This window comes from Labrys sp. ALF-8, from assembly GCF_059699065.1.
Map to the genome: position 1 here is coordinate 1062216 of NZ_AP048538.1, position 23612 is coordinate 1085827.

A 23612-nucleotide genomic window follows, 5' to 3' on the forward strand; every position below is an offset into this window, starting at 1 on the left:
TGAGACTATTCAGCTGCCGTAGCCATGCCGGCGACCCGGGGATCGAGGCCGCCGGACCTGTAGCGCAGGGCCATTTCAGCGAGCGGCACCACCTTGATGCGAGCGGCATTGCCAGCCGTGCCGAACTGTTCGAAGCGCTCCCGGCAAAGCTTCTGAAGCGCATCCATTGCGGGTTTCAGGAACTTTCGGGGATCGAACTCCCCGCGATTCCCGTCAGCGACCTTCCGGAACATCGCCGTCATCGCCAGGCGGCAATCGGTATCGATGTTGACCTTGCGCACGCCGTGGCGGATGCCGCGGACGATCTCCTCGACGGGCACTCCCCATGTCTGCGGCATGGCCCCGCCATGGGCGTTGAACAGATCCTGCAGGTCCTGCGGCACGGAAGAGGAGCCATGCATCACGAGGTGCACGTCCGGCAGGCGCCGGTGGATCTCCTCGATCACATGCATCGCCAGGATCTCCCCATCCGGCTTGCGGCTGAACTTGTAGGCGCCGTGCGAGGTCCCCATGGCAATCGCCAGGGCGTCCACTTTCGTGGCGCGGACGAAGTCCACGGCCTGGTCCGGGTCGGTGAGCAGTTGATCGTGGCTGACCTCCCCGACCACGCCGTGCCCATCCTCCTGTTCCCCGCCGCCGGCCTCCAGCGAGCCGAGCACGCCGAGTTCGCCCTCGACGGACGCTCCCACCCAATGGGCGAGATCGACCACCCGTCGGGTGATATCGACGTTGTAGCCATAGTCCGCCGGGGTCTTGGCATCGGCCTTGAGCGAACCGTCCATCATGACCGAGGTGAAGCCGTGGCGAATGGCGCTGGCGCAGGTCGCCTCGTCATTGCCGTGGTCCTGATGCAGGCAAAGCGGAATATGCGGGTATGTCGCCTCCAGGGCCTCGACCATCTTCGCCAGCATGATGTCGCCGGCATAGGACCGCGCGCCTCGCGACGCCTGCAGGATGACGGGAGCATCGACGGCCTGCGCGGCCTCCATGATGGCCAGGCCCTGCTCCATATTGTTGATGTTGAAGGCAGGGACGCCGTAACCCCGCTCGGCGGCGTCATCCAGCAATTGTCTAAGGGTGATGCGGGCCATGTGTGCCTCCTCGTGTGATCCGGACCGGTTTCCTCAAGCGGATGCGAGCGACCGCCGCGCGCAAGCAGCCACGGCGTCCGCCGTAATGCCGAACTCGCGATAGAGCGTGCCCGCGGGTGCCGACGCACCGAACCCGCCCATGCCCACGAACGCGCCCTTGTCTCCGATCCATCGTGCCCAGCTTCCCTCGAGGGCCGCCTCGACGGCGACGCGGGCGCCCGAGCCGAGCACAGCCTCGCGATATTCCCTGGGCTGCAGAGCGAAGAGTTCAAGGCACGGCGCGGAAACGACCGCGGCCCGAACACCCTCGCGGGCGAGGACCTCAGCTGCTTCCAAGGCGATGGAGACCTCGGAACCGGAACCGATGAGCGTGACGTCGCGCTCCCCCTCGGGCATGGTGACGAGGTAGGCTCCGAGCGCGACCTTGTTCTCCCCCACCTGCGCCCTCGGCATCGCCGGCAGGGCCTGGCGGGAGAGGCACAGCACGGATGGTTGCCGATCGGCCCGCAGCGCACACTCCCAGGCCTCCGCCGTCTCCACGGCATCGGAGGGCCGGAACACCAGGAGATTGGGAATGGCCCTCAGTGCGGCCAGATGCTCGACCGGCTGGTGCGTCGGCCCGTCCTCTCCAAGGCCGATGGAATCATGCGTCATGACATGGATGACCCGCGCTCCCATCAGGGCGGCGAGACGGATGGCCGGCCGACTGTAATCGGCGAAGACGAGGAAGGTGCCGCCATAGGGGATGAAGCCACCATGCAACGCGATGCCGTTCATCGCGGCCGCCATGCCGTGTTCGCGAATGCCGTAGTGGATGTAGCTTCCCGCAAAATCGCCCGGCACGACGGAAGCCTGCCCCTCGACATGGGTGAGATTGGAATGCGTCAGATCGGCCGAACCACCGATCAGATTGGGTTGCGCGGCGGCCATCGCCTCGATCACCTGCTGCGAGGCCTGGCGCGTAGCGATTTGCGGCTTGCCGGTCGCAAATCGTTCGCGGATGTCGGCGAGCGCCCGCTCCAGGCGGGAGGTCAGGTTGCCGTCCAGCGCGTCGTAAAACCGTTCGAGGGCTTCGTCTCCCAAGCGCAGGGTCCGCGCGGTCCACGCTTCGCGTTCCTTCCGGCCACGCGCACCGGCGACGCGCCAGGCGTCCAGTATCGGCGAGGGGATCTCGAAGGGAGGATAAGGCCAGGTCAGCGCCTCGCGCGTCGCCTGCGTTTCCTGTGCCCCTAGCGGGGCGCCATGCGCCTTCTCCGAGCCCTGGCGATTGGGTGCGCCATAGCCGATGATGGTTCTGCAGGCGATGAGGGATGGCCGGTCCGTGGCAAGCTCGACCTCGATCGCCTCCGCGACCGCTTCGGGATCATGCCCGTCGACGCGCCTCGTGGACCAGCCGCTTGCCGCAAAGCGCGCGAGTTGGTCATCCGAGCAGGCCAGCGAAGTAGCTCCGTCGATCGAGATCTGGTTGTCGTCGAACAGGACGATGAGCCGGTCGAGCTTCAGATGGCCGGCCAGCGAGATCGCCTCATGGCTGATGCCTTCCATCAGGCAGCCATCGCCCGCCAACACATAGGTATGGTGATCGACGATGTCGTGGCCGAAGCGCGCATTGGCGAGGCGCTCGGCAAGCGCCATGCCCACGGCGGTCGCGATACCCTGCCCCAACGGCCCGGTCGTGGTCTCCACGCCCTCCGTGTGGCCATATTCGGGGTGGCCCGGCGTCTTCGAACCCCACTGCCGGAAGGCCTTGATCTCGTCCAGGCTCATCTCCGGGTAGCCAGTCAGATGCAGGAGCGCATAGAGGAGCATGGAGCCATGCCCTGCCGATAGCACGAAGCGGTCGCGGTCGGGCCAGGCTGGATCAGCCGGATCGAACTTGAGGAACCGGGTGAAGAGCACGGTGGCGACGTCAGCCATGCCCATGGGTAGGCCGGGATGGCCGGACTTGGCCTTCTCGACCGCGTCCACCGCGAGAAACCGGATGGCGTTGGCCATGTCGCGCTGCGAGACGCCCGCCTCGAAGGCGCGCGGAGAGCTCGATATGTTCATCAGTCAACCCTTTCTGGCACGGGGGCATGCGAGGCCGCCCGCTTCTTGCGATCGACCAGTTGCAGGATCAGCGGGGTCAGGATCAGCTGCATGGCGAGATCGAGCTTCGAGCCGTGGATCACGATCGAATTGGCCCGCGACATGAAGCTGTTGGGGATCATCGCCAGCAGATAGGGAAAATCGATGCCGCGCGGATTGCGGAAGCGGATCACCACCATCGATTCGTCGGGCGTCGGGATCCAGCGGGCGATGAACGGGTTTGACGTATCCACCGTCGGCACGCGCTGGAAATTGATATCGGTCTCGGTGAACTGGGGGCAGATGTAGTTCACATAGTCCGGCATGCGCCGCAGGATGGTGTCCGTCACCGCCTCCGTGGAATATCCGCGCGTGCTGCGGTCCCGGTGCAGCTTTTGTATCCATTCGAGGTTGATCACCGGCACGACGCCGATCTTGAGATCCGCATGCTCTGCGACATTCACTTCGTCCGTCACGACGGCGCCGTGCAGCCCTTCATAGAAGAGAAGGTCGGTGTCGGCGGGAATGCGTTCCCAGGGCGTGAATGTACCGGGTGGTGAGCCATAGAGGCGTTCCTCCTCCTCGTCGTGGACATAGCGCCGCACGACACCGGTGCCGGTCCGGCCATAGGTCCGGAACAGGTCCTCGAGTTCCGCGAAGAGATTGGTCTCCGGACTGAAATGGCTGAAATGCCTGTTGCCCTGCGCCGCCTGCTCGGCCATCTGGTGGCGCATTTCGGCGCGGTCATAGCGATGAAAGGCGTCACCCTCGACATAGGCGGCACTGATGTTCTCGCGACGGAAGATCTGCTCGAACGTCCGCTTGACCGAAGTCGTCCCGGCGCCGGAGGAGCCCGTGATCGAGATGATGGGGTGCTTGGTCGACATGGCGTCATCTCTTCCCGTTCAAACCCGGAACAGCCCACGCGTCGCGAACAACGGCGAAGCAGTCTGCGGCCACAATCCCGGGCGGTTGTGCAAGGCTTCGAGGCGCTCGACCTGCTCGATCGGGCCGAGGATCAACGGCACGCGCTGGTGCAGAACGCGTGGCACGAGATCCAGGATGCGACTGCGCCCATTGGAAGCCGAACCGCCTGCCCGCTCGATCAGGAGCGCCATCGGATTAGCCTCGTAGACGAGACGCAGGCGTCCCTGGCCGTATCCGGCCCGCGCATCGGCCGGGTAGAGATAGATGCCGCCGCGCGTCAGTACCCGATAGGCGTCCGCCACCAGCGCTCCGTGCCAGCGCATGTTGAAATCGCGGCCGTGGGGCCCTTCCGCACCGGCGAGATACTCGTCGATGTAGGTGCGGACCGGTTCTTCCCAGTGGCGGTAGTTCGAGGCGTTGATGGCGTACTCGGCATGCGCTCCGCCCGCCATCCGGAGGCCGGTCCGCGTCAGCCGGAAAATCAGATTGCGACGATCGAGCGTGAAGACGTCCACGGTTTCGCCCAGCGTCAGGACCAGGCTGGTCTGTGGGCCATAGACGATGAAGCCCGCCGCCGCCTGCTCGGTGCCCCGCGGCCATGCCAGATCCCGTGCGTCGCCTCCGGCGAAACCGTCTGGGGTCGGCACGATCGAAAAGATCGTGCCGACAGGCATGTTCACGTCGACATTCGCAGAGCCGTCGATGGGATCGATGGCAACCGCGAAAGGTCGTGCCGCGTCCCATATCTCCACCTCCTCCATTTCTTCAGAAGCGAGGGCGGAGACAGCCGGGCAGGTACACAGGGCGTCCCTGAAGCGCCGGTCCGTCCACACGTCGAGATCGTTCTGCATGTCACCATTGGCGTTGCGGCCACGCGGCTTGCGCTCGATGCCTGAGAGCGCGCCAAGGGACACGGTTTCCGCAACGTAGATGGCCGTGGTGGCCAGGCAGGCGACGACCTCGGCGACGGCCTGCCGCCGGGTATCACTGCAGGCGTGGCGCTTGAGATAATCTTGCAGCAGCAGGCGTTCGTCCATGGACGTGCTCCTCCCTTCCGGCGGCTGGAGCCGCTTGCCCGGAAGTCTTCCGGGCATGTTCTTGAAAGGAGCTTGACCGAAACGAAGAAATAACAGAAATTTTAATATCTTCTATCAGACAAAAGTTTTGCTTATATGGCAATCCGACTGCGGGACATGACCCGCCGACAGCTGCGCGCCCTGGCCGCGCTTGACGCCAGCGGCAATGTGACGCTCGCCGCCAAGAGCCTGAACCTGACCCAGCCGGCCGTGACGCTGCAATTGCGCAATCTGCAGGATTTGGCGGATCTGCCGCTTCTTCAGCGTACCGGCGAGGGTATGCTGCTGACGGACGCGGGGCGGGAAATGCTTGCTCTCCACCGGCGCATCGAAGCGGCAATCGCCGACTGCGAGGCGCAACTGGAGATGATCTCGGGCCGCAATGCCGGGCGCGTCTGCGTCGGTGCCGTCAGTACGGCAAAATACTTCGTGCCCTTCATCATCGCCGCCCTCGCGAAGGTGCAGCCAAAGGTCGAAATCGTCCTCTCGATCGGCAACCGCCAGGAGATCATGCAGGCCCTCCGGGATTATTCGCTCGATATCGCCGTCATGGGCCGCCCTCCCCCCGACATCGAGGTGGAGAAACACCTGATCGGCGATCATCCCCATGTCATCGTTGCATCCCGCACGCACTGGCTCGCCAGGGAGGCCGGCCTTGCCGCGGTCGATCTTTCGCACGAGACCTTCCTGATGCGCGAACCGGGCTCGGGAACCCGCATGCTCATGGAGCGGCTGTTCGAGCAAACGGAGTTGTCTCCCCATATCGGCATGGAATTCGACAGCAACGAAACCATCAAGCAGGCTGTGATGGCCGATCTCGGCATCGCCTTCATTTCCGCCCACACCGTCGCAACGGAGATCGAAGACGGGCGCCTGGTCGTGCTCGATGTCGCAGGCCTGCCCGTCGTGCGGCAGTGGTTCGTGGTGCGGCGGATCGACAAGGTGCTGTTGCCGCCGGCTGAAGGAGCGCTCGCCTTCATGGCCCGGGAGGCGGCGCGCTACTTGCCGCACCCCCCGCTGCCAGCCCGCTAGTGCTACCGTTTCGCTTCGGCGAGCCGGTGCGTTCCGGCGGCCCATGAACTGCCAGGAAATGCAAACGCTTCGGTCCACCTGCATTTTGCTCTATGCTCGTCCGCACTCAGGGAGGAGCGGCATGAGTGAGCAGGCAAAGGAACGCACCTTCACCGACGAAGAAGTCACGGAACGTCTTGCTCGCGAACTGCCTCGCTGGCGGCTCGAGGGCGGCTGGATCCGGCGAGACTATCGCACCAATAGCTGGAAGGGCACGCTGATGGTGATCAACACCGTCGGCCATCTCGCGGAGGCCGCCTGGCATCATCCCGACATCACGGCTTCCTATGCCTGGGTCGAAGTGCGGCTGAAGAACCATGCCGCCAAGGGCATCACGGAGAAGGACTTCGCGCTCGCCAGGAAGATCGAGGAAGTGGTTTTGTGGCAGCCCGGCGGCGAGGGCACGCTGACCGGCACACCGCAGGACGACATGCGATTCGCCTATATCAAATACGAAAAATGAGTGATCACGCACAGACGGGTACCACCGTCGACGTAAGGCGATGTTGCCGCGCCTGGCGATCGCCTATCGCGGCGGAGGCGGCGCTCCCTGCTCGCCCCTGCGGTCGATCCGGCAGATTGTCTTGAGGTAGGCAGAGGAGCCGAGTCCTTCCCGCAGGCTCGATCTTGCCACGAGTTCCTGCCATCCCATCGCGCAGCCGATCTCTGATGCCACCCGCACGGACATGACATCGACGGCCGTCTTCTCGTTGCACTCCTCCTGCGGCACCGCCACCAGACAGATCAGCACGATCGCGCTAAAGCTCGCCATCTTCCATTGCTCCGCAGTGATCTGCTTGCCGGAGGATGCGCAAGCCCACGCCCTCAATGCAGGGCATGGGCAATCCGGAGCGAACGATCCTGCCTTACTGTGTCTTCTTGCCGCTGGCGTCGAATTGCTTCAGGTAGGCGATGACGTCGGCAACATCCTCCGGCTTCATCAGGCCCGGAAATGCCATCTTGTTTCCCGGCACCTTCTGTTTTGGGCTCTTAAGATATTCTGAGAGATTGTCGTCAGTCCAGGTCAGATGAGAATTCTTCATTCCATCCGAATAGGAATAACCTTCTATGGATCCAGATGGACGTCCCACTACTCCATTCAACTCTGGGCCGACGAGCGTTTTAGCTCCCTCCCCAATTTGGTGACACGCCTTACACCTCAGGAATATTTTCTCGCCATGCCCCGCATCTTGAGCGTATACCGTGCCTGAGAGGGCAGATGAGATAAGAATTCCAATGATTATCCGTCGCATTTGCTTCCTCTTCTCGGCTTATACGGAGACTCCGTGCCATGTCTACTTAGATTTTTTATTATTTTAACCTCAAAGTCGCGACGCTCTTGCATTTCGAAGATCGTGCAACTGAAAAGCACTGGACAGTATGAAAAATGCTGATCACACTGTCTGTCAAGAATAGTTCCAAATTTTTTATACGGAGGCTCCTTTTTCCGATGACGGCAGGACCGCTCGTATCCCGGCTTCACCGGGGCGTCCGGCAAGTCTTTGCCGGCTCCCTCGCGAAAAGTTCGTCGCGCCGCATCACCGCGAGGGACTCATGCTGAACCGCAGGCGGATGCTCGCCTTGGCGGCCGCTGCGCTCCTTGCGCCGAGCGATGCCGCGCGAGCGGCCGCTGCCGAACTCAAGGTCGGCGTACTGACTTTCGGAACGGTCGACTGGGAGCTTGCCGTCATCCGTCACCTCGGCCTCGATCGCGCCGCGGGCCTGCAGGTCGACAGCCTGAAACTGGCCTCCAACGACGCGGGGCGAATCGCCTTTCTCGGTGGCAGCGTCGATACCATCGTCTCCGACCTTCTCTGGGCAGCTCGGATGCGGGGCGAAGGGCGGGATATCGTCTTCCTGCCTTTTTCGTCCACCGAGGGCGCACTGATGGTGCCGGCCTCCTCCCCCATTAAATCCGTCGCGGACCTCTCGGGCAAACGCATCGGCGTGGCAGGCGGCGCTCTCGACAAGAGCTGGCTCCTGCTGCAGGCATTCGCGCGCAAGCAAGCTGGACTCGATCTGGCGATGGCCGCTAACCCCGCCTACGGCGCGCCGCCGCTTCTCAGCCAGAAGCTTGAGTCGGGCGAACTCGATGCCGCCCTGCTCTATTGGAATTTCTGCGCCCGATTGGAGGCCAAGGGCTTCCGGCGGCTTATAGGCGCCGATGGGATGACGAAGGCCTTCGGCATCGAGGGCTCCATCGCCTTCATCGGCTACGTCTTCGACCGCAGCCGCGTCGGGTTCGACCCCGCGGTGATCGAGGGTTTTGCCGGCATTTCGCGCAGCGCCAAGCGGGCATTGGCCAGCGAAGGGGCGATCTGGAATGTCGTACGCCCGCTGATGCAGGCCGGCGACGACACGGCTTTCGAGGTCCTGAAGCGCAATTTCATCGCCGGCATTCCCAGCCGGCCGGTCGCCGACGAGCAGGCCGACGCGACGAGGCTCTACGCCGTTCTTGCCGAACTCGGTGGTGAAAAACTGGTTGGCAAGACCAAGGCGCTGCCGGACGGGCTCTACTGGAAAAGCGCATGAACTCAAGGGCCGACTGGTTTCTCTCCGGCATCGCCCCGCGGCTCGTATCGCTCCTGCTGCTGGTCCTGTTCTGGCAGGTGGCCGCATCGTTGGCCGACCGACCTTCACTCCCCCCGCCCGCTTCCGTAGCCGCCTTCGTCGGCCAGGAACTGCTCCATGGGGAGATGCTGTCCAACATCGGAATCACGCTCTGGCGCGTGACGGCCTCCTTCGTCATCGCCATGTTCATCGGCGCCGCGATCGGCGTCGCCTTCGGGCGATGGCAGCGGCTCAACGGCGCCTTCGATATCTGGCTTCTGGTACTGCTCAACATGCCGGCGCTGGTGATCGCCGTGATGTGCTACATCTGGTTGGGCCTGACCGAGGCGGCAGCCATCACGGCGGTCGCTCTGAACAAGATTCCCAATGTGATCGTAATTCTCCGGGAGGGCGCCCGCTCGCTAGACCGCGATCTCGACGAAATGAGCAAGGTCTATCGCTTTCCTTTCCGCAGTTGGCTGCGTCATGTCCTGCTGCCCCAGCTTGCACCCTATGTCGCGGCGGCGGCGCGATCCGGACTGGCGCTCGTCTGGAAGATCGTACTGGTGGTGGAGCTCCTTGGCCGCCCATCGGGCGTAGGCTATGCAATCTCGCTCTATTTCCAGCTTTTCGACGTGCGCGGCGTGCTAGCCTATGCACTGACCTTCACGATCGTCATGCTCGCGATCGAATATTGCCTGCTCCAGCCCTTTGAAGCCCATGTCCGACGCTGGCGCCCCGCCTCTGCTTGAGCTCGAAATCCTGCGCAAGACCTATGGCGGCCGCGGAGGTGCGACCGTCGAGGCGGTCCGGAACCTCGCGCTGTCCTTGCCGCGTGGAGAATTTGTCTGCCTCATCGGTCCCTCGGGCTGCGGCAAGACCACATGCCTGAGGATATTGCTCGGGCTGGACAGGGATTTCGAGGGATCGATGAGACCGGATCCGGCGGGGCTCTCCGTCGGCGTCGTCTTCCAGGAGCCGCGCCTGCTGCCCTGGCGCAGCGTCGAGCAGAATATTCGCCTCGCCATGCCCCTTCAGGAGCGCAGCCGCAACCTGGACGATTTGTTCTCCGAGATGGGCCTGTCGGATCGCCGCTCCCACTTTCCGGGTGCCCTCTCCCTCGGGCTTGCCCGTCGGGCGTCCCTCGCCCGGGCGCTGGCGGTGGAGCGCGAATTGCTGGTGCTGGACGAACCCTTCGTATCGCTCGACGACAAGGCCGCGCAGGAATTGAGGAATTGCCTGCTCGCCGCCGTGTCACGCCATCGCATTGCAGTGCTGATGGTCACTCACAATCTGCGCGAGGCCCTCGAACTGGCCGACCGGCTGGTCTTCTTGGATGGGCCGCCGGCCAGCATTCGCGAGGAGGTGAGGCTTACGATGCCGCGCCGTGAGCGGACGCAAGGCTGGATCGCGGACCGGCACGGAAAATTGACCGCCCGCCTGCACCTGTAGAAGCCGGGACGGCGTCGCGAGGAGGAAATATCCATGCACCGCCTGCTGGTCATCCTGGCTCTGCTGTTGATCGCGCCGGTGCAGTCCCGCGCGCAGGCTTTGCCTGTTCCCTTGCCCGTAACCGAAATCGCCGATGGCGTTTTTGTGTTCGCGGGTGCCTACGAACTCGCGAACCCGCGCAACGCCGATGCAATCAGCAACGCGGGCTTCATCGTCGGAGCGGACGCCGTGGCGGTGATCGACACCGGGGGATCGCTGCAAGTCGGCCAGCGCCTGCTCGCGGCCATCCGGGCGCGTACCGCCAAACCCGTCCGCTATGTCATAGATACGCATGATCACCCCGACCACGTGCTCGGCAATGCGGCTTTCGAGCGAGACGGCACCGTATTCGTCGGTCACGCCGCACTGCCGCAGGCCCTCACCGCCCGAGCGGCGACCTATCTGGACGCGACACGCGCCCTGATCGGCGACGAGGCCTTTGCCGGCACGCGCATCGTGGTGCCGACATTGCTGGTCAAGGACCGTCTCGAACTCGATCTAGGGGGGCGGCGGCTTCTTCTGGAGGCATGGCCGACCGCCCACACCAACACCGACATCACGATCCGGGACGAGAAGACGGATACGTGGTTCCTGGGCGACCTGCTGTTCTGCGAGCATGTCCCGGCATTGGATGGCAGCCTCAATGGCTGGATCGACGTAATCGATATGCTGAAGGCGCGCAAGGCGGCTCGGGTGGTGCCGGGGCACGGCCCGGCCGTCATGTCCTGGCCGCAGGCGGCCGAGCCCATGGAGCGCTACCTGCAGCGCCTTCGAAGCGACGTACGTGACCTCATTCACAAGGGGAGCACGATGCAGGAAGCAGCCGAAAAAGCCGGCCAGTCCGAGCGCAACCAATGGCTGCTGTTCGATGACTTCAATGCTCGCAACGCGACAAGTGCTTACCATGAGCTGGAGTGGGAATGACTAGAATTCCAGCCCCTCAAAATAAGGAAATACCATCGGATATTGCGGTGCATATATCGGTTTTTGCGCTGCATTATAATAAGGTAAAAATAAAACCTAAGGGCAGCAGGGGATTGTTGCATCAGTGCAGGTCGTTGCATAAGGTGACTTATCTTCGACTTCAAACGGCACTGTGATGGGGATCGCAGGGCCGGTTCGAAAGCCAGCGTTTCGTTTTTCACGGTCGCTCGGCTGTAGGCGTAAGCGCCGGCTGTGACACGCTGTCGAAGAAACGAGGTATCCCCAAGGCTAAAGAACGACATCAAGTTCGGCATGTTGCCCTCGGGCAGCTGCAGGTGGCCACTCGGAGGAAGCCCATGAAAAATCTAATAGCCTGGCTAGGCCTTGTGTGTTCGCTACTACTGGGCACACATGCCTTTGCGAACGATGAGGTGCAGAAACTAACCCAGGACCCGAACCAATGGGTCCTGCAAGCAGGTGACTACGCCAATACCCGCTATTCCAAGCTCGACCAGATCAACGCCGGCAACGTCAAGAAACTCCAGGTCTCCTGGACCTTCTCGACAGGCGTTCTTCGTGGCCATGAAGGCGCCCCGCTCGTCGTCGGCGACATCATGTACGTCCACACCCCCTTCCCTAACACCGTCTACGCCCTCGATCTCAATGATGATGGCAAGATCATCTGGCGCTACGATCCCAAGCAGGATCCCAACGTCATTCCGGTGATGTGCTGCGACACGGTCAACCGTGGCCTCGCTTACGCGGACGGCAAGATCTTTCTGCATCAGGCCGACACCACTATCGTCGCGCTCGACGCCAAGACCGGCAAGGTGGTCTGGTCCGTCGTCAATGGCGACCCGAAAAAGGGCGAGACCAATACGGCCACCGTCCTGCCGGTCAAGGACAAGCTCATCGTCGGCATCTCCGGCGGTGAATACGGCGTACGCTGCCATCTTACGGCATACGACCTGAAGACCGGCAAGCTCGACTGGCGCGCCTATTCGGAAGGCCCGGACAACGAGATCCTCGTCGATCCGGAAAAGACCACCGAGCTCGGCAAGCCTGTCGGCAAGGACTCGAGCCTGAAGACTTGGCAGGGCGACCAGTGGAAGACCGGCGGTGGCTGCACCTGGGGCTGGTACTCCTATGACCCCGACCTTAACCTCGTCTACTACGGCACGGGCAACCCCTCGACCTGGAATCCCAAGCAGCGCCCGGGCGACAACAAGTGGTCGATGACCATCTTCGCCCGCGATGTCGACACCGGCGAGGCCAAGTGGGTCTACCAGATGACCCCGCACGACGAATGGGACTATGACGGCGTCAACGAAGTGCCGCTCGTCAATCTCAAGATCGACGGCAAGGAGCGCAAGCTTCTCGTTCACATGGACCGCAACGGCTTCGGTTACACGCTGGACCGCACCAATGGCGAACTCCTCGTCGCCGAGAAGTATGATCCGGCCGTCAACTGGGCGTCCAAGGTGGACATGGACAAGTCGAGCCCGACCTATGGACGTCCCCAGGTCGTCGCCAAATACTCGACCGACCAGAATGGTGAAGACGTGAATACCAAGGGTGTCTGCCCTGCGGCTCTCGGTTCGAAGGACCAGCAGCCCATGGCCTTCTCGCCCAAGACGAGCCTGTTCTACGTGCCGACCAACCATGTCTGCATGGATTACGAGCCCTTCAAGGTGAGCTACACCCCTGGCCAGCCCTATGTCGGCGCCACGCTGTCGATGTATCCGGCTCCCAACAGCCATGGCGGCATGGGCAATTTCATTGCCTGGGATGCCACCAAGGGCAAGATCGTCTGGTCGATCCCCGAGCAGTTCTCGGTTTGGTCGGGCGCTCTGGCAACGGCTGGTGACATAGTCTTCTACGGTACGCTGGAAGGCTACCTGAAGGCTGTCGATGCCAAGACGGGCAAGGAACTGTACAAGTTCAAGACCCCCTCCGGCATCATCGGCAACGTGATGACCTATACCCACAAGGGCAAGCAGTACGTGGCGGTGCTCTCCGGGGTGGGTGGCTGGGCCGGTATCGGCCTGGCAGCGGGCCTGACCGATCCGAATGCAGGCCTGGGAGCCGTCGGCGGCTACGCTTCGCTCAACAACTACACCGCCCTTGGCGGTCAGCTGACGGTATTCGCATTGCCGTAACGGTCGCGACGGTCCGATGACCGGACGATCCTGTCGGGGGCTGGTGCATCGCACCAGCCCCCGACACCCAAGCGAAAACCCGGCGATTGCCAACTGGAGGCGGCACCATCCGCCCGTGGATGGCGGTCTGCGTCCTGAGTGGGAGTGAAGCTTTGTCTGTTCCGAAATACATCTGCGCACGCCGGCCTGCGTCCTCGGCGACCGGGTTCGGTCTTGCCGCCCTGGCGAGCGTCGCTCTTCTCGCCTTTATCGGGGCGGCGGGTACCGCGGCAGCAGATCCGACCAAGCCGGCAAGCAATGAAGACGGCAAATACTATGATGCCAACGGCGCACCGACCTACAATGTCGGCCCCGACGGCAAGGTGGACTGGTACACGTTTTCCGGCTATCGCCGCTATCACTCCGAGTGCACCGTCTGCCACGGCCCCGACGGCGCGGGTTCCACTTACGCGCCCGCCCTGGTCGATTCCCTCAAGCATTTGAATTACGAACAGTTCACCGCGGTCGTCGTGCAGGGCCGGAAGGATGTGAATACGGCCAATCAGAAGGTGATGCCCACCTTCGGCACCAATCGCAACGTGATGTGCTACCTGGACGATATCTATGTCTATTTGCGGGCCCGCAGTGATGGCGCCCTTGCGCGCGTCCGGCCCGAAAATCACGAAGACAAACCGCAGAGTGCCAAGGATGCCGAAACCGCCTGCATGGGCAATTGAAGCCCGGCGCAAAACGTCCACCTCCCTCCTCATCGTCGTGGCGGCAGCCACGACGATGCCTTGTTTTTCTGCGGCGCAAGCCCAGCAACTCCCAGACCTCGTCGACACGCGCACGCTCAGGGTATGCTCCGATCCCGAAAACATGCCCTTCTCCAATCGCAAGAAGGAAGGCTTCGAGAACCGGATCGCCGATATCATCGGTGACGAACTCAAGCGGCCCGTTCGCTATTATTGGCTGCAGCAAGGCCCCGGTTTCGTGCGCAACACCTTGGCGACGGGCCTGTGCGACGTGATCATCGGCTATGCCTCGGGCTCCGACATCGTACAGCACACCAATCCCTACTACGCCTCGACCTACGTGCTGGTGGTCAAGGCCAGCGGGCCGCTCGCCGGGGTGAAGACACTTGAGGATCCTCGACTCAAGGGCAGGAAGCTCGGCGTCATTGCGGCTACCCCAACGGTAGACCATCTTCTCCGCCTCGGCATGATCGGCGACGCCAAGACCTATGACCTCCTTGTCGACCGGCGCTACGAATCCCCAACGGAAGATGCCATCGCCGACCTCGCGGCCGGAACGATCGACGGCGCGCTCCTCTGGGGTCCCAACGGCGGGTATTTTGCCCGGAAGTCGAGCGTGGCCTTCGAAGTCATCCCTCTCGTGCACGAGACCGAACGGCCTCCTCTCGCCTATCGCATCACCATGGGTGTCCGGGGCAACGAGACGGCCTGGAAGCACACTCTCAACGACGTCATCCGCAAGCGGCAGAAGGATATCGACAAGGTCCTGCAAGACTTCAACGTGCCGCTCGTGCCAGTCGAGAGCCTGCCCAGCGAGGCGTCCGGCCTGGCCGCCGGTCCGAACACGGACAGCCAGGAATGAGAAGGCGGGACAGCCTCGCGCTCCTGGCGCTCGCGCTGGCCGGAGCGACCGTGCCGGCATGGGCCGAGGCACCCGCGGAACCTGAGGGCTACCGTCTCGACAACTACAAGGCTCCCACTCCTCGGACACTGCACGGCGCGACGGTATTGGCTACGCCGGCCGCAGGCGAGCTGTGGCACGCCGGACAGACCGTCTTCGTCGACGTGCTGCCGCATCCGCCGAAGCCGGTCGACCTGCCGGCAGGAACTATCTGGCGGGATCCGCCGCATGAGACCATCGCGGGTGCCGTCTGGCTCCCAGATGTCGGCCAGGGTGCACTCGCCGCCGTTACGGAAGACTATTTCAAGCGCAACCTCGCCGACCTGACGAAGGGAGACAGAGGCAGGCCTCTGCTCTTCTTCTGCAGGAAAGACTGCTGGATGTCCTGGAACGCGGCCAAGCGAGCCCTCGGTTATGGCTATCAGCGCATCTATTGGTACTCGGAGGGCGTCGACGGCTGGAAAGCGGCAGCGTTGCCGATGGAGACCGTGCAGCCACGTCCGTAAAGATGCCGCTCTGGAAAACGGAGCGGCGATCCCAGACGACGGGAGAGCGATCATGACCCATACAAAATCATCCGGGGTGAGACGCCTTGCGGCGCTGGCCACCTTGCTGGCGCTCGCCACGCCGGCCTTCGCGACAGACCCCGATGCACCGAGCGACGCGACCTGGGAATCGATCAAGCCAGCCATATTCGGTGACAGGTCAATCGACGGTGCTTCGGCCATCACGCTCGATGCCCCCAAGCGGGCGGAAGACGCTGCCCTGGTGCCGATCGACATCCATGTCGCAATTCCGGCGGGAGACGAGCGCACCGTCAGGGCCGTCACCCTCGTCGTGGACGAGAACCCCTCCCCCCAGGTCGCGACCTTCACCTTCGGAGAGGGGCGCAGGAGCTTCGATCTTTCGACGCGGGTGCGCGTGAACTCCTATTCCTATGTCCGGGCCATTGCGGAGACGAGCGACGGCAGTCTTCACATGACGAAGTCCTATGTGAAGGCCGCCGGCGGATGCTCGGCACCGGCCGTCAAGGACCCGGCCGAAGCGAAGGCAAATCTCGGCAAGATGCGGTTCCGCGTCTTCGCCGACACCGGCAGGAAAGAAGCGCAGGTTCAGATCCGCCACCCCAATTATTCCGGCCTGCAGATGGATCAGGTCACGCGGCTCTATACGCCTGCTTGGTTCGTGCAGACGCTGACGGTCACCCAGGGCGACAAGCAACTGTTTTCGATGGAAGGGGGCATTTCCGTGAGCGAGGACCCGACCTTCCGTTTCAGCTACGAGCCGAACGGACAGCCCGTCAGCGTGGTGGCCAAGGATACGCAGGGCAATGTGTTCAAGCAGACGTTCCCGGCCGAGGGCGGAAGCTAGCGCCCCTGCGCTCGGACGGAACCGCCACGGGCCGCGAAATGCCGGCGATCTCCGTATGTTGGGCTGAAGGATCGGTTCGGCCTGACCGGATTCTAGCCTAAGCCGCCTGGGCCGCCCCATCGGGACAACTTCGCCTGATGCCCATCAGGGCGGTTTCCCCTGTCGCGGGACTTCCGACTACTTGAAGCAGCGGATCTCGGCCTCGGCCTGTGTTCGCCTCAGATTGGCGACCATGTCGTCGAACTGCTTGACCGCATGGAACATGCCCGCCTGCTGTCCAACGCCCTGGCGCATTGACAGAATAGTCTCGGCCTTGACGTAATCGTCATAGGGCAGGATCGAGGCGATGACATCCACCGAACAGGAGCACCGCTCCATGGCGTCATGGGTCTCCCCATTGGCCGCCATGCATCCAAAGACATAGTCCACCCTTGCCTGCGTCGGGTAATCATTGGCGAGGGTGTCGTCCGCACTCCATGCCGGAACGCTCGTTGCCGCCACCAGACAGGCAGCCGCAAGAGCTCTAGTCAGACTTGGTTTCATAGGACACCCCTTCATCGAGCAGCGTGGCGCTGGAGCCGACCGCCGTGACCCTGATATCCGCGATCTCCCCCGGCACACCCTTGGCTACGAGAAACTGATAGGTCATCGTATCCAGGCCATTCATGCGCGCCTTGTTGGGATCGTCCTTGAAGGGAGAGATCCGCACCCTCCAGCCGGCCACGGATTTTCCTCCGACAGGGACATCCGCCTTGTCCACATTCGCCTTTTCCCGGAGAGCTGCCCGGATGGCGTTCTTCAGATAGCGCGGATTGGCATGGTAGAGCTGGGAGAGAACCTCGATATGGTGCTCCAGGAACAGGCTGAGGATGGGATTGCCGCTCATGTCCTCGAACGGGCCTGCCGGCTGACGATGAGTGCCGCTGAAGAGCACGACGTCCACCGTCCTGGTTCCTTCGGTCGCCCCCTTGTCGATGGTGAGCTTTATCTTGTCCTCAAAAGAGGGACCGTAAAGCGTGTCGTTGGATGTCTTTCGATGATAATCGTAGGTCAGGACCTCGCCCACGGGCGCGGCGGCAAGCTGCGGCTCGTCGAAAAGCAGGCTCGCAGCATCGGGGAGCCCGCCATCCGAGCGGGCTGCTTCCGGCAGAACAGCCACGGACATCAGCGCGATGATGAAGAAACCTGCTGCCCTGCGCCTCATGCCGGCTGTCCTTCCCGCTGTTCGACCGCCGCGCCAATGCTCCGGTAGCGATAGGCGACGGCTTCCTGCGTATTCGCCTCCGCTGCAGCAAGTGCCTGCATACGCTGGTGATGGGGCGACTTGTGGCAAGCGGGATCCGTCGCGGCGGCGTCACCGGCCAAAGCCAGCGCCTGGCATCGGCAACCGCCCCAGTCGCGCTCCTTGCGATCGCAGCCGCGGCAGGGCTCCGGCATCCAATCGGTGCCGCGAAAGGCGTTGAACGCAGGCGACGACCACCAGATCTCCGCCAGGGAGTGGTCGCGAACCGACCAGAACTCCAGCTGTGGGATTGTCTCGGATGCGTGGCAGGGCAGAACCTTGCCGGAGGGCGTGACATTGAGCGTCCGGCGCCCCCATCCGCCGGTGCAGGGCTTGGGATAGTCCGAATAATAGTCGGGCAACACGAGATCGATGACCATGCGCCCCTTCAGCCGCTCCCTGGCCTCGGCCACGACTGCGATGGAGGCATCCGCCTGCGCCCGTGTCGGCATCAGGGCCGCACGATTGACCTGTGCCCAGCCATAATATTGGGTGTGAGCGATCTCGACGCGCTTGGCCTGCATCTCGACCGCCAGAGCGATGATGTCGCCGACCTCCCCGATATTGCCACGATGGATGACGGCATTGAGGGTCAGCGGCAGCCCCAGCTCGACCACCCGGCGGCCAAAGACGAGCTTGCGGACATGGGCGCCCGCCAGTCCGCCGATACGCTCGGCGTTGTCGGCGCCGGCTGCCTGGATCGAAAGTTGCACATGATCGAGCCCGGCCTCCGCCAAGGCGTCGAGCCGCGTTTCCGCCGGGCCTACTCCAGCGGTTATGAGATTGGTGTAGAGCCCCAGGCGGGCGCAATGCCCCGTCAGTTCGGCAATGTCCTGCCTTGCGGTGGGTTCTCCGCCCGACAGATGCACATGCAGCACACCGAGCGCCGCCGCCTCCTCAAACACACGCACCCAGCTTTGCGTGTCCATTTCCTGCGAGCGACGGTCGAGTTCGAGCGGATTGGAACAATAGGGACAATGCAACGGACAGCGATGCGTGAGTTCCGCCAGCATGCCGATCGGGTTGGGGGCGGGACGCACGGCCTGGTTCATCGCTCGATCACCCTCTTGGCCGCAAGATCGTCCAGCATGGCGACGACGTCGCCCGCGATGACCTCCCTCGCCTCCTGATAACGCTCGGCGAGAATGTCGATGATGTCCCCGACGCTGCGCTTGCCGTCGACCAGTTCCACCACCGATACGGCGACCTCGTCGAGCCCGAAAGCCCGCTCCGGCGCCAGCAGAACATGCTTGCCGCGCACTTCGTCGAAGCGCAGCTTGACCCCGCGCGGCAGCCTGGGGACGTCCTCGACCACGAGGCCCGTCATGTCGGGCGCTCCTCACCTGGCACCCATGCGTCGGGCGGAGGCAGGCCCGGGTTCACATAGGCGAAATGCAGTCCGTCCAGCTGGGCCCAAAGGACATTGCACTTGAACACGAGGGCATCGAGCACCGCCTTCTGCATCTGCGGCGTCCTTGCATGCTGCTTGACATAGTCGAGCGCGAAATCGGCATCGCGCGGTGCTTGCGAAAGGCGCTTGTCGAAATAGGCCAGCGTATCGCGTGAGACGAAGTCATAGCCGGCAAGCATGCCCGCAACGCGTTCGGAAATGATGGTCGGGCTGAAGAGCTCCGTGAGAGAGGACGCGATGGCCTCGAGCAGCGAGCGTTCCCTCACGAAATGAACGTAGGCCTCGACGGCGAAACGCGTCGCAGGCAGGATGCCCCGGGTCGATATCACGTAGTCGCGCGGGAAATCGAGGCTGTCCGTGAGCCTCAGCCAGCGTTCCAGGCCGCCATCACCGTCGGAAGCCCCGTCGTGGTCGATGATGCGCTGGCGCCAGATCCGGCGCAACTCCGGCTCCTCCATGCGCGCCAGGATCGAGGCATCCTTTATGGGGATCAGCGCCTGGTAATAGTAGCGATTGAGCGCCCAGGCCCGAACCTGGTCGCGGCTGAGCCCACCGCCATGGAGCAGCTTATGGAAGGGATGAAGGCTGTGATAGCGCCGGGCGCCGATGTCGCGCAGTGCTTGTTCCAGTTCGGAGGGCGATAGAAGCGACGTCATAGGGAAAATGCCATTCCGTCATGAGCAACCACCCAGCCGGCTGCCTCGGCAGCGGCACGCTCGGGAGATCCCTCGATGAGCACGCGGTTGGTATTGTTGATATGGATGAAGACCCGCCTGCCAACTTCGAGACCGGCGAGAGCCGCCATGGACCCGTCTGGACCCGACATCGGGATATGGCCCATGCGCCGGCCGGTCTTGCTGCCTGTGCCGGTTGTTATCATCTCGTCGTCCTGCCAAAGCGTGCCATCGAAAAAGAGCAGGTCAGCCCCGGCGATGGCCCGTTTCACCCCGGGCGAAACCGCCGCGCAGCCTGGCATGTAGACGATACGCCGACCGGCTGCGGCAATCGTCACGCCGACGGTGGCCTCCGTCTCCTCTCCCAGATGCATCGGCTCGTCCTCGCGCCACAGCGGAACCTTGCCGGGTATGGGAATGATGGATACTGCGAGGCCTTCCAGCGGCTCGAATTCCTCACCCGGTTCGATCGCCCTGCGGGTGACGAGATCTCTCGCCACTACGTCGAATACACGATTCTGGTCGAGACTGCCCAAGATGTCCGCCGTACCGAAAAGCAGGAAAGGCTGACGCTCGCGCAAGCTCAGAAGACCTGCAATATGATCGATGTCCCCACTCGTCACGAGAACGGCGGCAATCGGAGAGTGGCGCATTTCGCCACGCGGCTGAATCACCCGGTTCGCCATGATCTGCTGGCGGATGTCGGGAGAAGCGTTCAGAACCAGCCAGTCCTCGCCATTGGCGGAAACCGCGAGGCTCGACTGGCTCCTCGGGCGAACACGTTCATCTCCTGCCCAGGCCAGCCGACAGACCGGGCAGGTGCAATTCCATTGCGGAATGCCACCCCCGGCCGCCGAACCGAGAACGACAGCGTGCAAGCCCATTCCGAAGACCTCTGCTCAGGCGCTGCCGTATGTCTTCCAGCCGGGTCGGTTCACAACTCGGGCGGCACATCCTCTTCCGAGATGTAGCCAGTCACTTCCATGCCAACACAGTATTCGGTAACGAGCGGCTTGCTCCAGCGCATCGCAATTCCTCCTATGTATAATCTATGATGCTTCTCATAAGAAAAAAATAAGCACTTAGGTTTAACTTATGAGAAGATCACTTACAGAGAATACTATTCACCTATTCTTTGGTTCGGGCAAGCAAAAAAGCATTCTCCCATGGAGAGACCACACCCTGTCTAATTTTCGATAATCTCAGCGTCCCGATCGATTGCCGGCCATGTCCAGCATGAAACCCCGACCGCGGACGGTTCCGATCAAGGGACCGCCCACCCGGGTGATATCGGCGAATTTACTGCGCAGATAGCCGACATAGACATCGACGACGTTGAGCGACACGCCACCCTGGGTGGCCCAGAGACGATCGAAGATGTCGCCTCGCGAAACCGGATGGTTCGCGCTCTGCATGAGCAGGGCAAGGAGTTCGGCCTCGCGCTGGGTGAGACGCACGTGTACGGTGCCGTAATGCGCCTGTCGCGTCTCATGGTCGAGTATGAGACGCCCAACGATCAACCTGTCATGTTCGTCCGTACTGCCGGAACGATGCAGCAGGTGGGTGCGGAGCCGTGCCACGAGTTCATCGAACTGGAAAGGCTTGACGATGTAATCGTCGGCACCAGCCGTCAGCCCGTCCACGCGATCCTGGATCTCGTCCTTTGCGCTCACGAAGAGGATGGGGCCCGTGTAGCCGGTCTCGCGCAAACCGCGGCAGATATCCAGTCCTGAACCATCCGGCAGGATCATGTCGAGCACGACCGCGCAGGGATTCATGTCCTTCGCCGTATCGAGAGCCATGTCGGCGCGTTCGACGGCGGTCACGTCAAAACCCTCGGCCTTGAGACCACGCGTCAACATCGAGCCGATATCGGTATCATCTTCCACGATCAATACATTCATCTCAAATATCCCGCGCCTTCGCTCCCATCGGCAGCCTTGGGCAGAATGATCTCGATCTGCGCGCCGCCGTTCGTACTTTGGTCGGATGTTATATCGATGCTGCCCTGATGTCGCGTAATAACCCACCTTGCCAGTGCCAAACCAATGCCGAATCCCGAAGATTCGTTCCCTGCCCGACGCGAGAAACGCTCAAAAATCTGCTCATGCGCGACCTTTGGTATTCCAACCCCGTCATCCGCAACCACGATACGGACGGAATCGGGCCGATCCTCCAGGGACAGCCGGACGCGTTTCGCGCCCTTGCCGTGGCGAATGGCGTTATCGATCAATCCTTCCACCACCTGGCGTATCCACTCCCCGTCGGCCACCACGTCCCCGGGTGCGGGAGGCAGGATCAGATCGAGGCCCAGATTGTGCCTCCGGGCCACGCTGGCGTAGTTCTCGACCGCCTCCTCCAGGATACGGGAAAGGCTCACCCGCCTGAAGTCGAGGGAGATTTCCCCGCTTTCCGAACGGGCCACGCGCAGCATGTCCTCCACACGCCTGTGCAGCCGGAGCGCTCGCGACCTTATGGTAGCCAGCACGCCGCGCGCCTGTTCGTCGGAAATGGAGGCAGATCGCAGGGCGATGTCGCACTCTCCCAACACCACCGTCAGGGGCGTGCGCAATTCGTGACTCACATCCGCGAAGAAACGCCGCCGGGACTGGTCGATGGCGGCGAGACGCTGATTGGCGGCCGTGAGATCGGCGGTACGTTCCTCCACCGTGCGCCCGAGGGCGGCGCGATCCTCGGATACCCTGGTCTCCCGCCGCGCCAGAGAGGCGGCCATGCGATTGAACCGAGCCACCAGCAGACCGAGTTCGTCCCGCGCTCCGACGTCGAGGCGCGTGTCCAGCCGCCCGCGCCCCACCGCCTTGGCAGCGAGCTCCAGCGCGCCGATGCGATTCAGCAGAGGCCGCGTAATCGCTCTATGCAATAGCAACGCAACGACGATCGCGATTGCCGCTGCGACCAGCGCCGCCCAGGTCAGCCGGGCCGACGTCCGGGCAATGTCCTCGCGCCCCCGCAGAACTGCCTGTCGCTCCGCCTCCACGAGGGAGGAAAGCCTCGGCCCCGCAGTCAGCGCAAAACCGTTGAGAGCACCTCGAATGGTGTCGTTCCTTGCCCCGGCATCGCCCTGGTCGAGAGCCCCGGTTATGACCATATCGAGCGTTGCGAAATCCGAGCGCAACTGCGTCAGCATGCGTCGCGGGCTTTCGGGAGACTCCGAATCCTCCATCGCATCGGCAGAGACCATCATGCCATTGATCTGGTCGTGAAGAGCGGTGAGACGCGACCGGCTCGGCGTTGGCGCCTGTGCGCTGTCGACGGCCGCAAACGCGTAATCGGTGAGGCGTCCCGAGACCTCGGCCAGAAGGTCCAGCCGGCGCTGCGAGAGGGTGAGGCGCTCGACGGCCTGGTCGGAGGTCCTCACCGCGAGGAGGAGACCAGCCGTCGCCAGCAGGATGAGCAGCGCCGTGCCTGCGATCAAGAACGAAAGGCTGGTCCTGATCGATCCCATGCGCCTCGAAACCAAGCAAACGCCCACGCTCCGGCCTAGGATGGACGACCGAAGACTGAGAGTTGCCCAGGTGGAGACGGGATGCAAGTCGGATGGCGCCCCACGCACGAACCATCCGGCCGATGGGGAGGATTCCGTCTATCAGATCGCCGTAAGGAGTTTGTCCTTGGGCACGCAACGCCAGCTCTTGATTTCCCACTTGCCGTTGTCTTCATGCCATTTGGCGATCACCGCCTGCGCACCCATCATGCATTGCAGGCTGCTTCGCTGGTCGAGCGACCAACGAAGCTGTTCCTCACGGCAGGTCTGGGGGGAAGACATCAGGCATACGGACAGAAGTATGAACATGGGCAAGCACTCCGGTTCTCAATTGGAACGTCCTCGTGCATCACCACCCGTGCTCTTAATTCACGATGC

At 62.9% G+C, this 23612-nt stretch carries 25 protein-coding genes and 1 pseudogene; 11 read left to right on the top strand and 15 right to left on the bottom strand.

What is annotated here, in order from left to right:
• Nucleotides 1-5: 5 nt before the first annotated feature.
• The 4 genes from fba to AC6H34_RS24830 are packed head-to-tail and all read right to left on the bottom strand — an operon-like array spanning nt 6 to nt 5122.
• Nucleotides 6-1091, bottom strand: a complete 1086-nt coding sequence (gene fba / locus AC6H34_RS24815) for a class II fructose-bisphosphate aldolase (RefSeq protein WP_497540566.1) — start codon at nt 1089-1091, stop codon at nt 6-8.
• 33 nt (nt 1092-1124) lie between these two features.
• Complete coding sequence (tkt, locus tag AC6H34_RS24820) at nt 1125-3140, bottom strand: transketolase (RefSeq protein ID WP_497540567.1); 2016 nt, start codon at nt 3138-3140, stop codon at nt 1125-1127.
• Nucleotides 3140-4045, bottom strand: coding sequence for a phosphoribulokinase (locus AC6H34_RS24825; RefSeq protein WP_448147621.1), 906 nt, complete (start codon nt 4043-4045; stop codon nt 3140-3142). The genes tkt and AC6H34_RS24825 overlap by 1 nt, the downstream gene beginning before the upstream one ends.
• 18 nt (nt 4046-4063) lie before the next feature.
• Nucleotides 4064-5122, bottom strand: coding sequence for a class 1 fructose-bisphosphatase (locus tag AC6H34_RS24830; protein ID WP_497540568.1), 1059 nt, complete (start codon nt 5120-5122; stop codon nt 4064-4066).
• A 135-nt stretch (nt 5123-5257) separates the two neighbouring features.
• Here AC6H34_RS24830 and AC6H34_RS24835 point away from each other — a divergent pair, with 135 nt between their 5' ends.
• Together AC6H34_RS24835 and AC6H34_RS24840 are read left to right on the top strand one after the other, a co-directional pair.
• Nucleotides 5258-6193, top strand: a complete 936-nt coding sequence (locus AC6H34_RS24835; RefSeq protein ID WP_448147623.1) for a LysR family transcriptional regulator — start codon at nt 5258-5260, stop codon at nt 6191-6193.
• 121 nt (nt 6194-6314) lie between these two features.
• Nucleotides 6315-6695, top strand: a complete 381-nt coding sequence (locus tag AC6H34_RS24840) for a 4a-hydroxytetrahydrobiopterin dehydratase (protein ID WP_497540569.1) — start codon at nt 6315-6317, stop codon at nt 6693-6695.
• Between the two features lie 63 nt (nt 6696-6758).
• Here the strand turns inward: AC6H34_RS24840 and AC6H34_RS24845 are convergent, their stop codons facing one another.
• The gene (locus AC6H34_RS24845; RefSeq protein WP_448147625.1) at nt 6759-7004 is read right to left on the bottom strand and encodes a hypothetical protein; all 246 of its coding nucleotides are present in this window, start codon (nt 7002-7004) and stop codon (nt 6759-6761) included.
• Between the two features lie 94 nt (nt 7005-7098).
• Nucleotides 7099-7485 (bottom strand): c-type cytochrome, encoded by a 387-nt coding sequence (locus AC6H34_RS24850; protein WP_497540570.1) that lies wholly within the window; start codon nt 7483-7485, stop codon nt 7099-7101.
• Nucleotides 7486-7786: 301 nt separating this feature from the next.
• Here AC6H34_RS24850 and AC6H34_RS24855 point away from each other — a divergent pair, with 301 nt between their 5' ends.
• From AC6H34_RS24855 to AC6H34_RS24895, 9 genes are all read left to right on the top strand, one after another.
• The gene (locus tag AC6H34_RS24855; RefSeq protein WP_497540571.1) at nt 7787-8764 is read left to right on the top strand and encodes an ABC transporter substrate-binding protein; all 978 of its coding nucleotides are present in this window, start codon (nt 7787-7789) and stop codon (nt 8762-8764) included.
• Nucleotides 8761-9534 (top strand): ABC transporter permease, encoded by a 774-nt coding sequence (locus AC6H34_RS24860; protein WP_497540572.1) that lies wholly within the window; start codon nt 8761-8763, stop codon nt 9532-9534. The genes AC6H34_RS24855 and AC6H34_RS24860 overlap by 4 nt, the downstream gene beginning before the upstream one ends.
• Nucleotides 9503-10234 carry an ABC transporter ATP-binding protein gene (locus tag AC6H34_RS24865; RefSeq protein ID WP_497540573.1) on the top strand — a complete coding sequence of 244 codons (732 nt, stop codon included), beginning with the start codon at nt 9503-9505 and terminating at the stop codon, nt 10232-10234. Before AC6H34_RS24860 ends, AC6H34_RS24865 begins: the two co-directional genes overlap by 32 nt.
• A gap of 33 nt (nt 10235-10267) precedes the next feature.
• On the top strand, nt 10268-11197 hold the full coding sequence (locus AC6H34_RS24870) for a quinoprotein relay system zinc metallohydrolase 2 (protein WP_497540574.1): 930 nt from the start codon (nt 10268-10270) through the stop codon (nt 11195-11197).
• Between the two features lie 356 nt (nt 11198-11553).
• Complete coding sequence (gene xoxF5 / locus AC6H34_RS24875) at nt 11554-13356, top strand: lanthanide-dependent methanol dehydrogenase XoxF5 (RefSeq protein WP_497540575.1); 1803 nt, start codon at nt 11554-11556, stop codon at nt 13354-13356.
• 248 nt (nt 13357-13604) lie between these two features.
• Nucleotides 13605-14072: a c-type cytochrome, methanol metabolism-related gene (locus AC6H34_RS24880; protein WP_448151283.1), complete on the top strand. Its 468-nt coding sequence runs from the start codon at nt 13605-13607 to the stop codon at nt 14070-14072.
• Nucleotides 14073-14127: 55 nt separating this feature from the next.
• Nucleotides 14128-14952 carry a substrate-binding domain-containing protein gene (locus tag AC6H34_RS24885; RefSeq protein WP_497540576.1) on the top strand — a complete coding sequence of 275 codons (825 nt, stop codon included), beginning with the start codon at nt 14128-14130 and terminating at the stop codon, nt 14950-14952.
• The gene (locus AC6H34_RS24890; protein ID WP_448147632.1) at nt 14949-15497 is read left to right on the top strand and encodes a PQQ-dependent catabolism-associated CXXCW motif protein; all 549 of its coding nucleotides are present in this window, start codon (nt 14949-14951) and stop codon (nt 15495-15497) included. Before AC6H34_RS24885 ends, AC6H34_RS24890 begins: the two co-directional genes overlap by 4 nt.
• Before the next feature lie 52 nt (nt 15498-15549).
• Nucleotides 15550-16362, top strand: coding sequence for a quinoprotein dehydrogenase-associated SoxYZ-like carrier (locus AC6H34_RS24895; protein ID WP_497540577.1), 813 nt, complete (start codon nt 15550-15552; stop codon nt 16360-16362).
• A gap of 177 nt (nt 16363-16539) precedes the next feature.
• Here AC6H34_RS24895 and AC6H34_RS24900 read toward each other — a convergent pair whose 3' ends face one another.
• The 9 genes and pseudogenes from AC6H34_RS24900 to AC6H34_RS24940 form a co-directional block, all read right to left on the bottom strand.
• On the bottom strand, nt 16540-16905 hold the full coding sequence (locus AC6H34_RS24900) for a hypothetical protein (protein ID WP_448147634.1): 366 nt from the start codon (nt 16903-16905) through the stop codon (nt 16540-16542).
• Nucleotides 16886-17566, bottom strand: a complete 681-nt coding sequence (locus AC6H34_RS24905) for a hypothetical protein (RefSeq protein ID WP_448147635.1) — start codon at nt 17564-17566, stop codon at nt 16886-16888. Before AC6H34_RS24905 ends, AC6H34_RS24900 begins: the two co-directional genes overlap by 20 nt.
• A complete protein-coding gene (gene pqqE / locus AC6H34_RS24910; RefSeq protein ID WP_448147636.1) occupies nt 17563-18696 on the bottom strand; it encodes a pyrroloquinoline quinone biosynthesis protein PqqE in 1134 nt (377 codons plus the stop codon). The genes AC6H34_RS24905 and pqqE overlap by 4 nt, the downstream gene beginning before the upstream one ends.
• Nucleotides 18693-19711 (bottom strand): annotated as a pseudogene (gene pqqC / locus AC6H34_RS24915) (pyrroloquinoline-quinone synthase PqqC). Before pqqC ends, pqqE begins: the two are co-directional and overlap by 4 nt.
• Nucleotides 19708-20607, bottom strand: a complete 900-nt coding sequence (gene pqqB / locus AC6H34_RS24920) for a pyrroloquinoline quinone biosynthesis protein PqqB (protein WP_497540578.1) — start codon at nt 20605-20607, stop codon at nt 19708-19710. Before pqqB ends, pqqC begins: the two are co-directional and overlap by 4 nt.
• Nucleotides 20608-20663: 56 nt before the next feature.
• Nucleotides 20664-20756 carry a pyrroloquinoline quinone precursor peptide PqqA gene (pqqA, locus tag AC6H34_RS24925; RefSeq protein WP_448147638.1) on the bottom strand — a complete coding sequence of 31 codons (93 nt, stop codon included), beginning with the start codon at nt 20754-20756 and terminating at the stop codon, nt 20664-20666.
• 175 nt (nt 20757-20931) lie between these two features.
• Entirely contained in the window at nt 20932-21633 is a 702-nt protein-coding gene (locus tag AC6H34_RS24930; protein WP_448147639.1) for a response regulator transcription factor, read from the bottom strand.
• Nucleotides 21630-23195, bottom strand: coding sequence for a sensor histidine kinase (locus AC6H34_RS24935; RefSeq protein WP_497540579.1), 1566 nt, complete (start codon nt 23193-23195; stop codon nt 21630-21632). The genes AC6H34_RS24930 and AC6H34_RS24935 overlap by 4 nt, the downstream gene beginning before the upstream one ends.
• Nucleotides 23196-23336: 141 nt before the next feature.
• On the bottom strand, nt 23337-23543 hold the full coding sequence (locus AC6H34_RS24940; protein WP_448147641.1) for a hypothetical protein: 207 nt from the start codon (nt 23541-23543) through the stop codon (nt 23337-23339).
• Between the last annotated feature and the right edge of the window lie 69 nt (nt 23544-23612).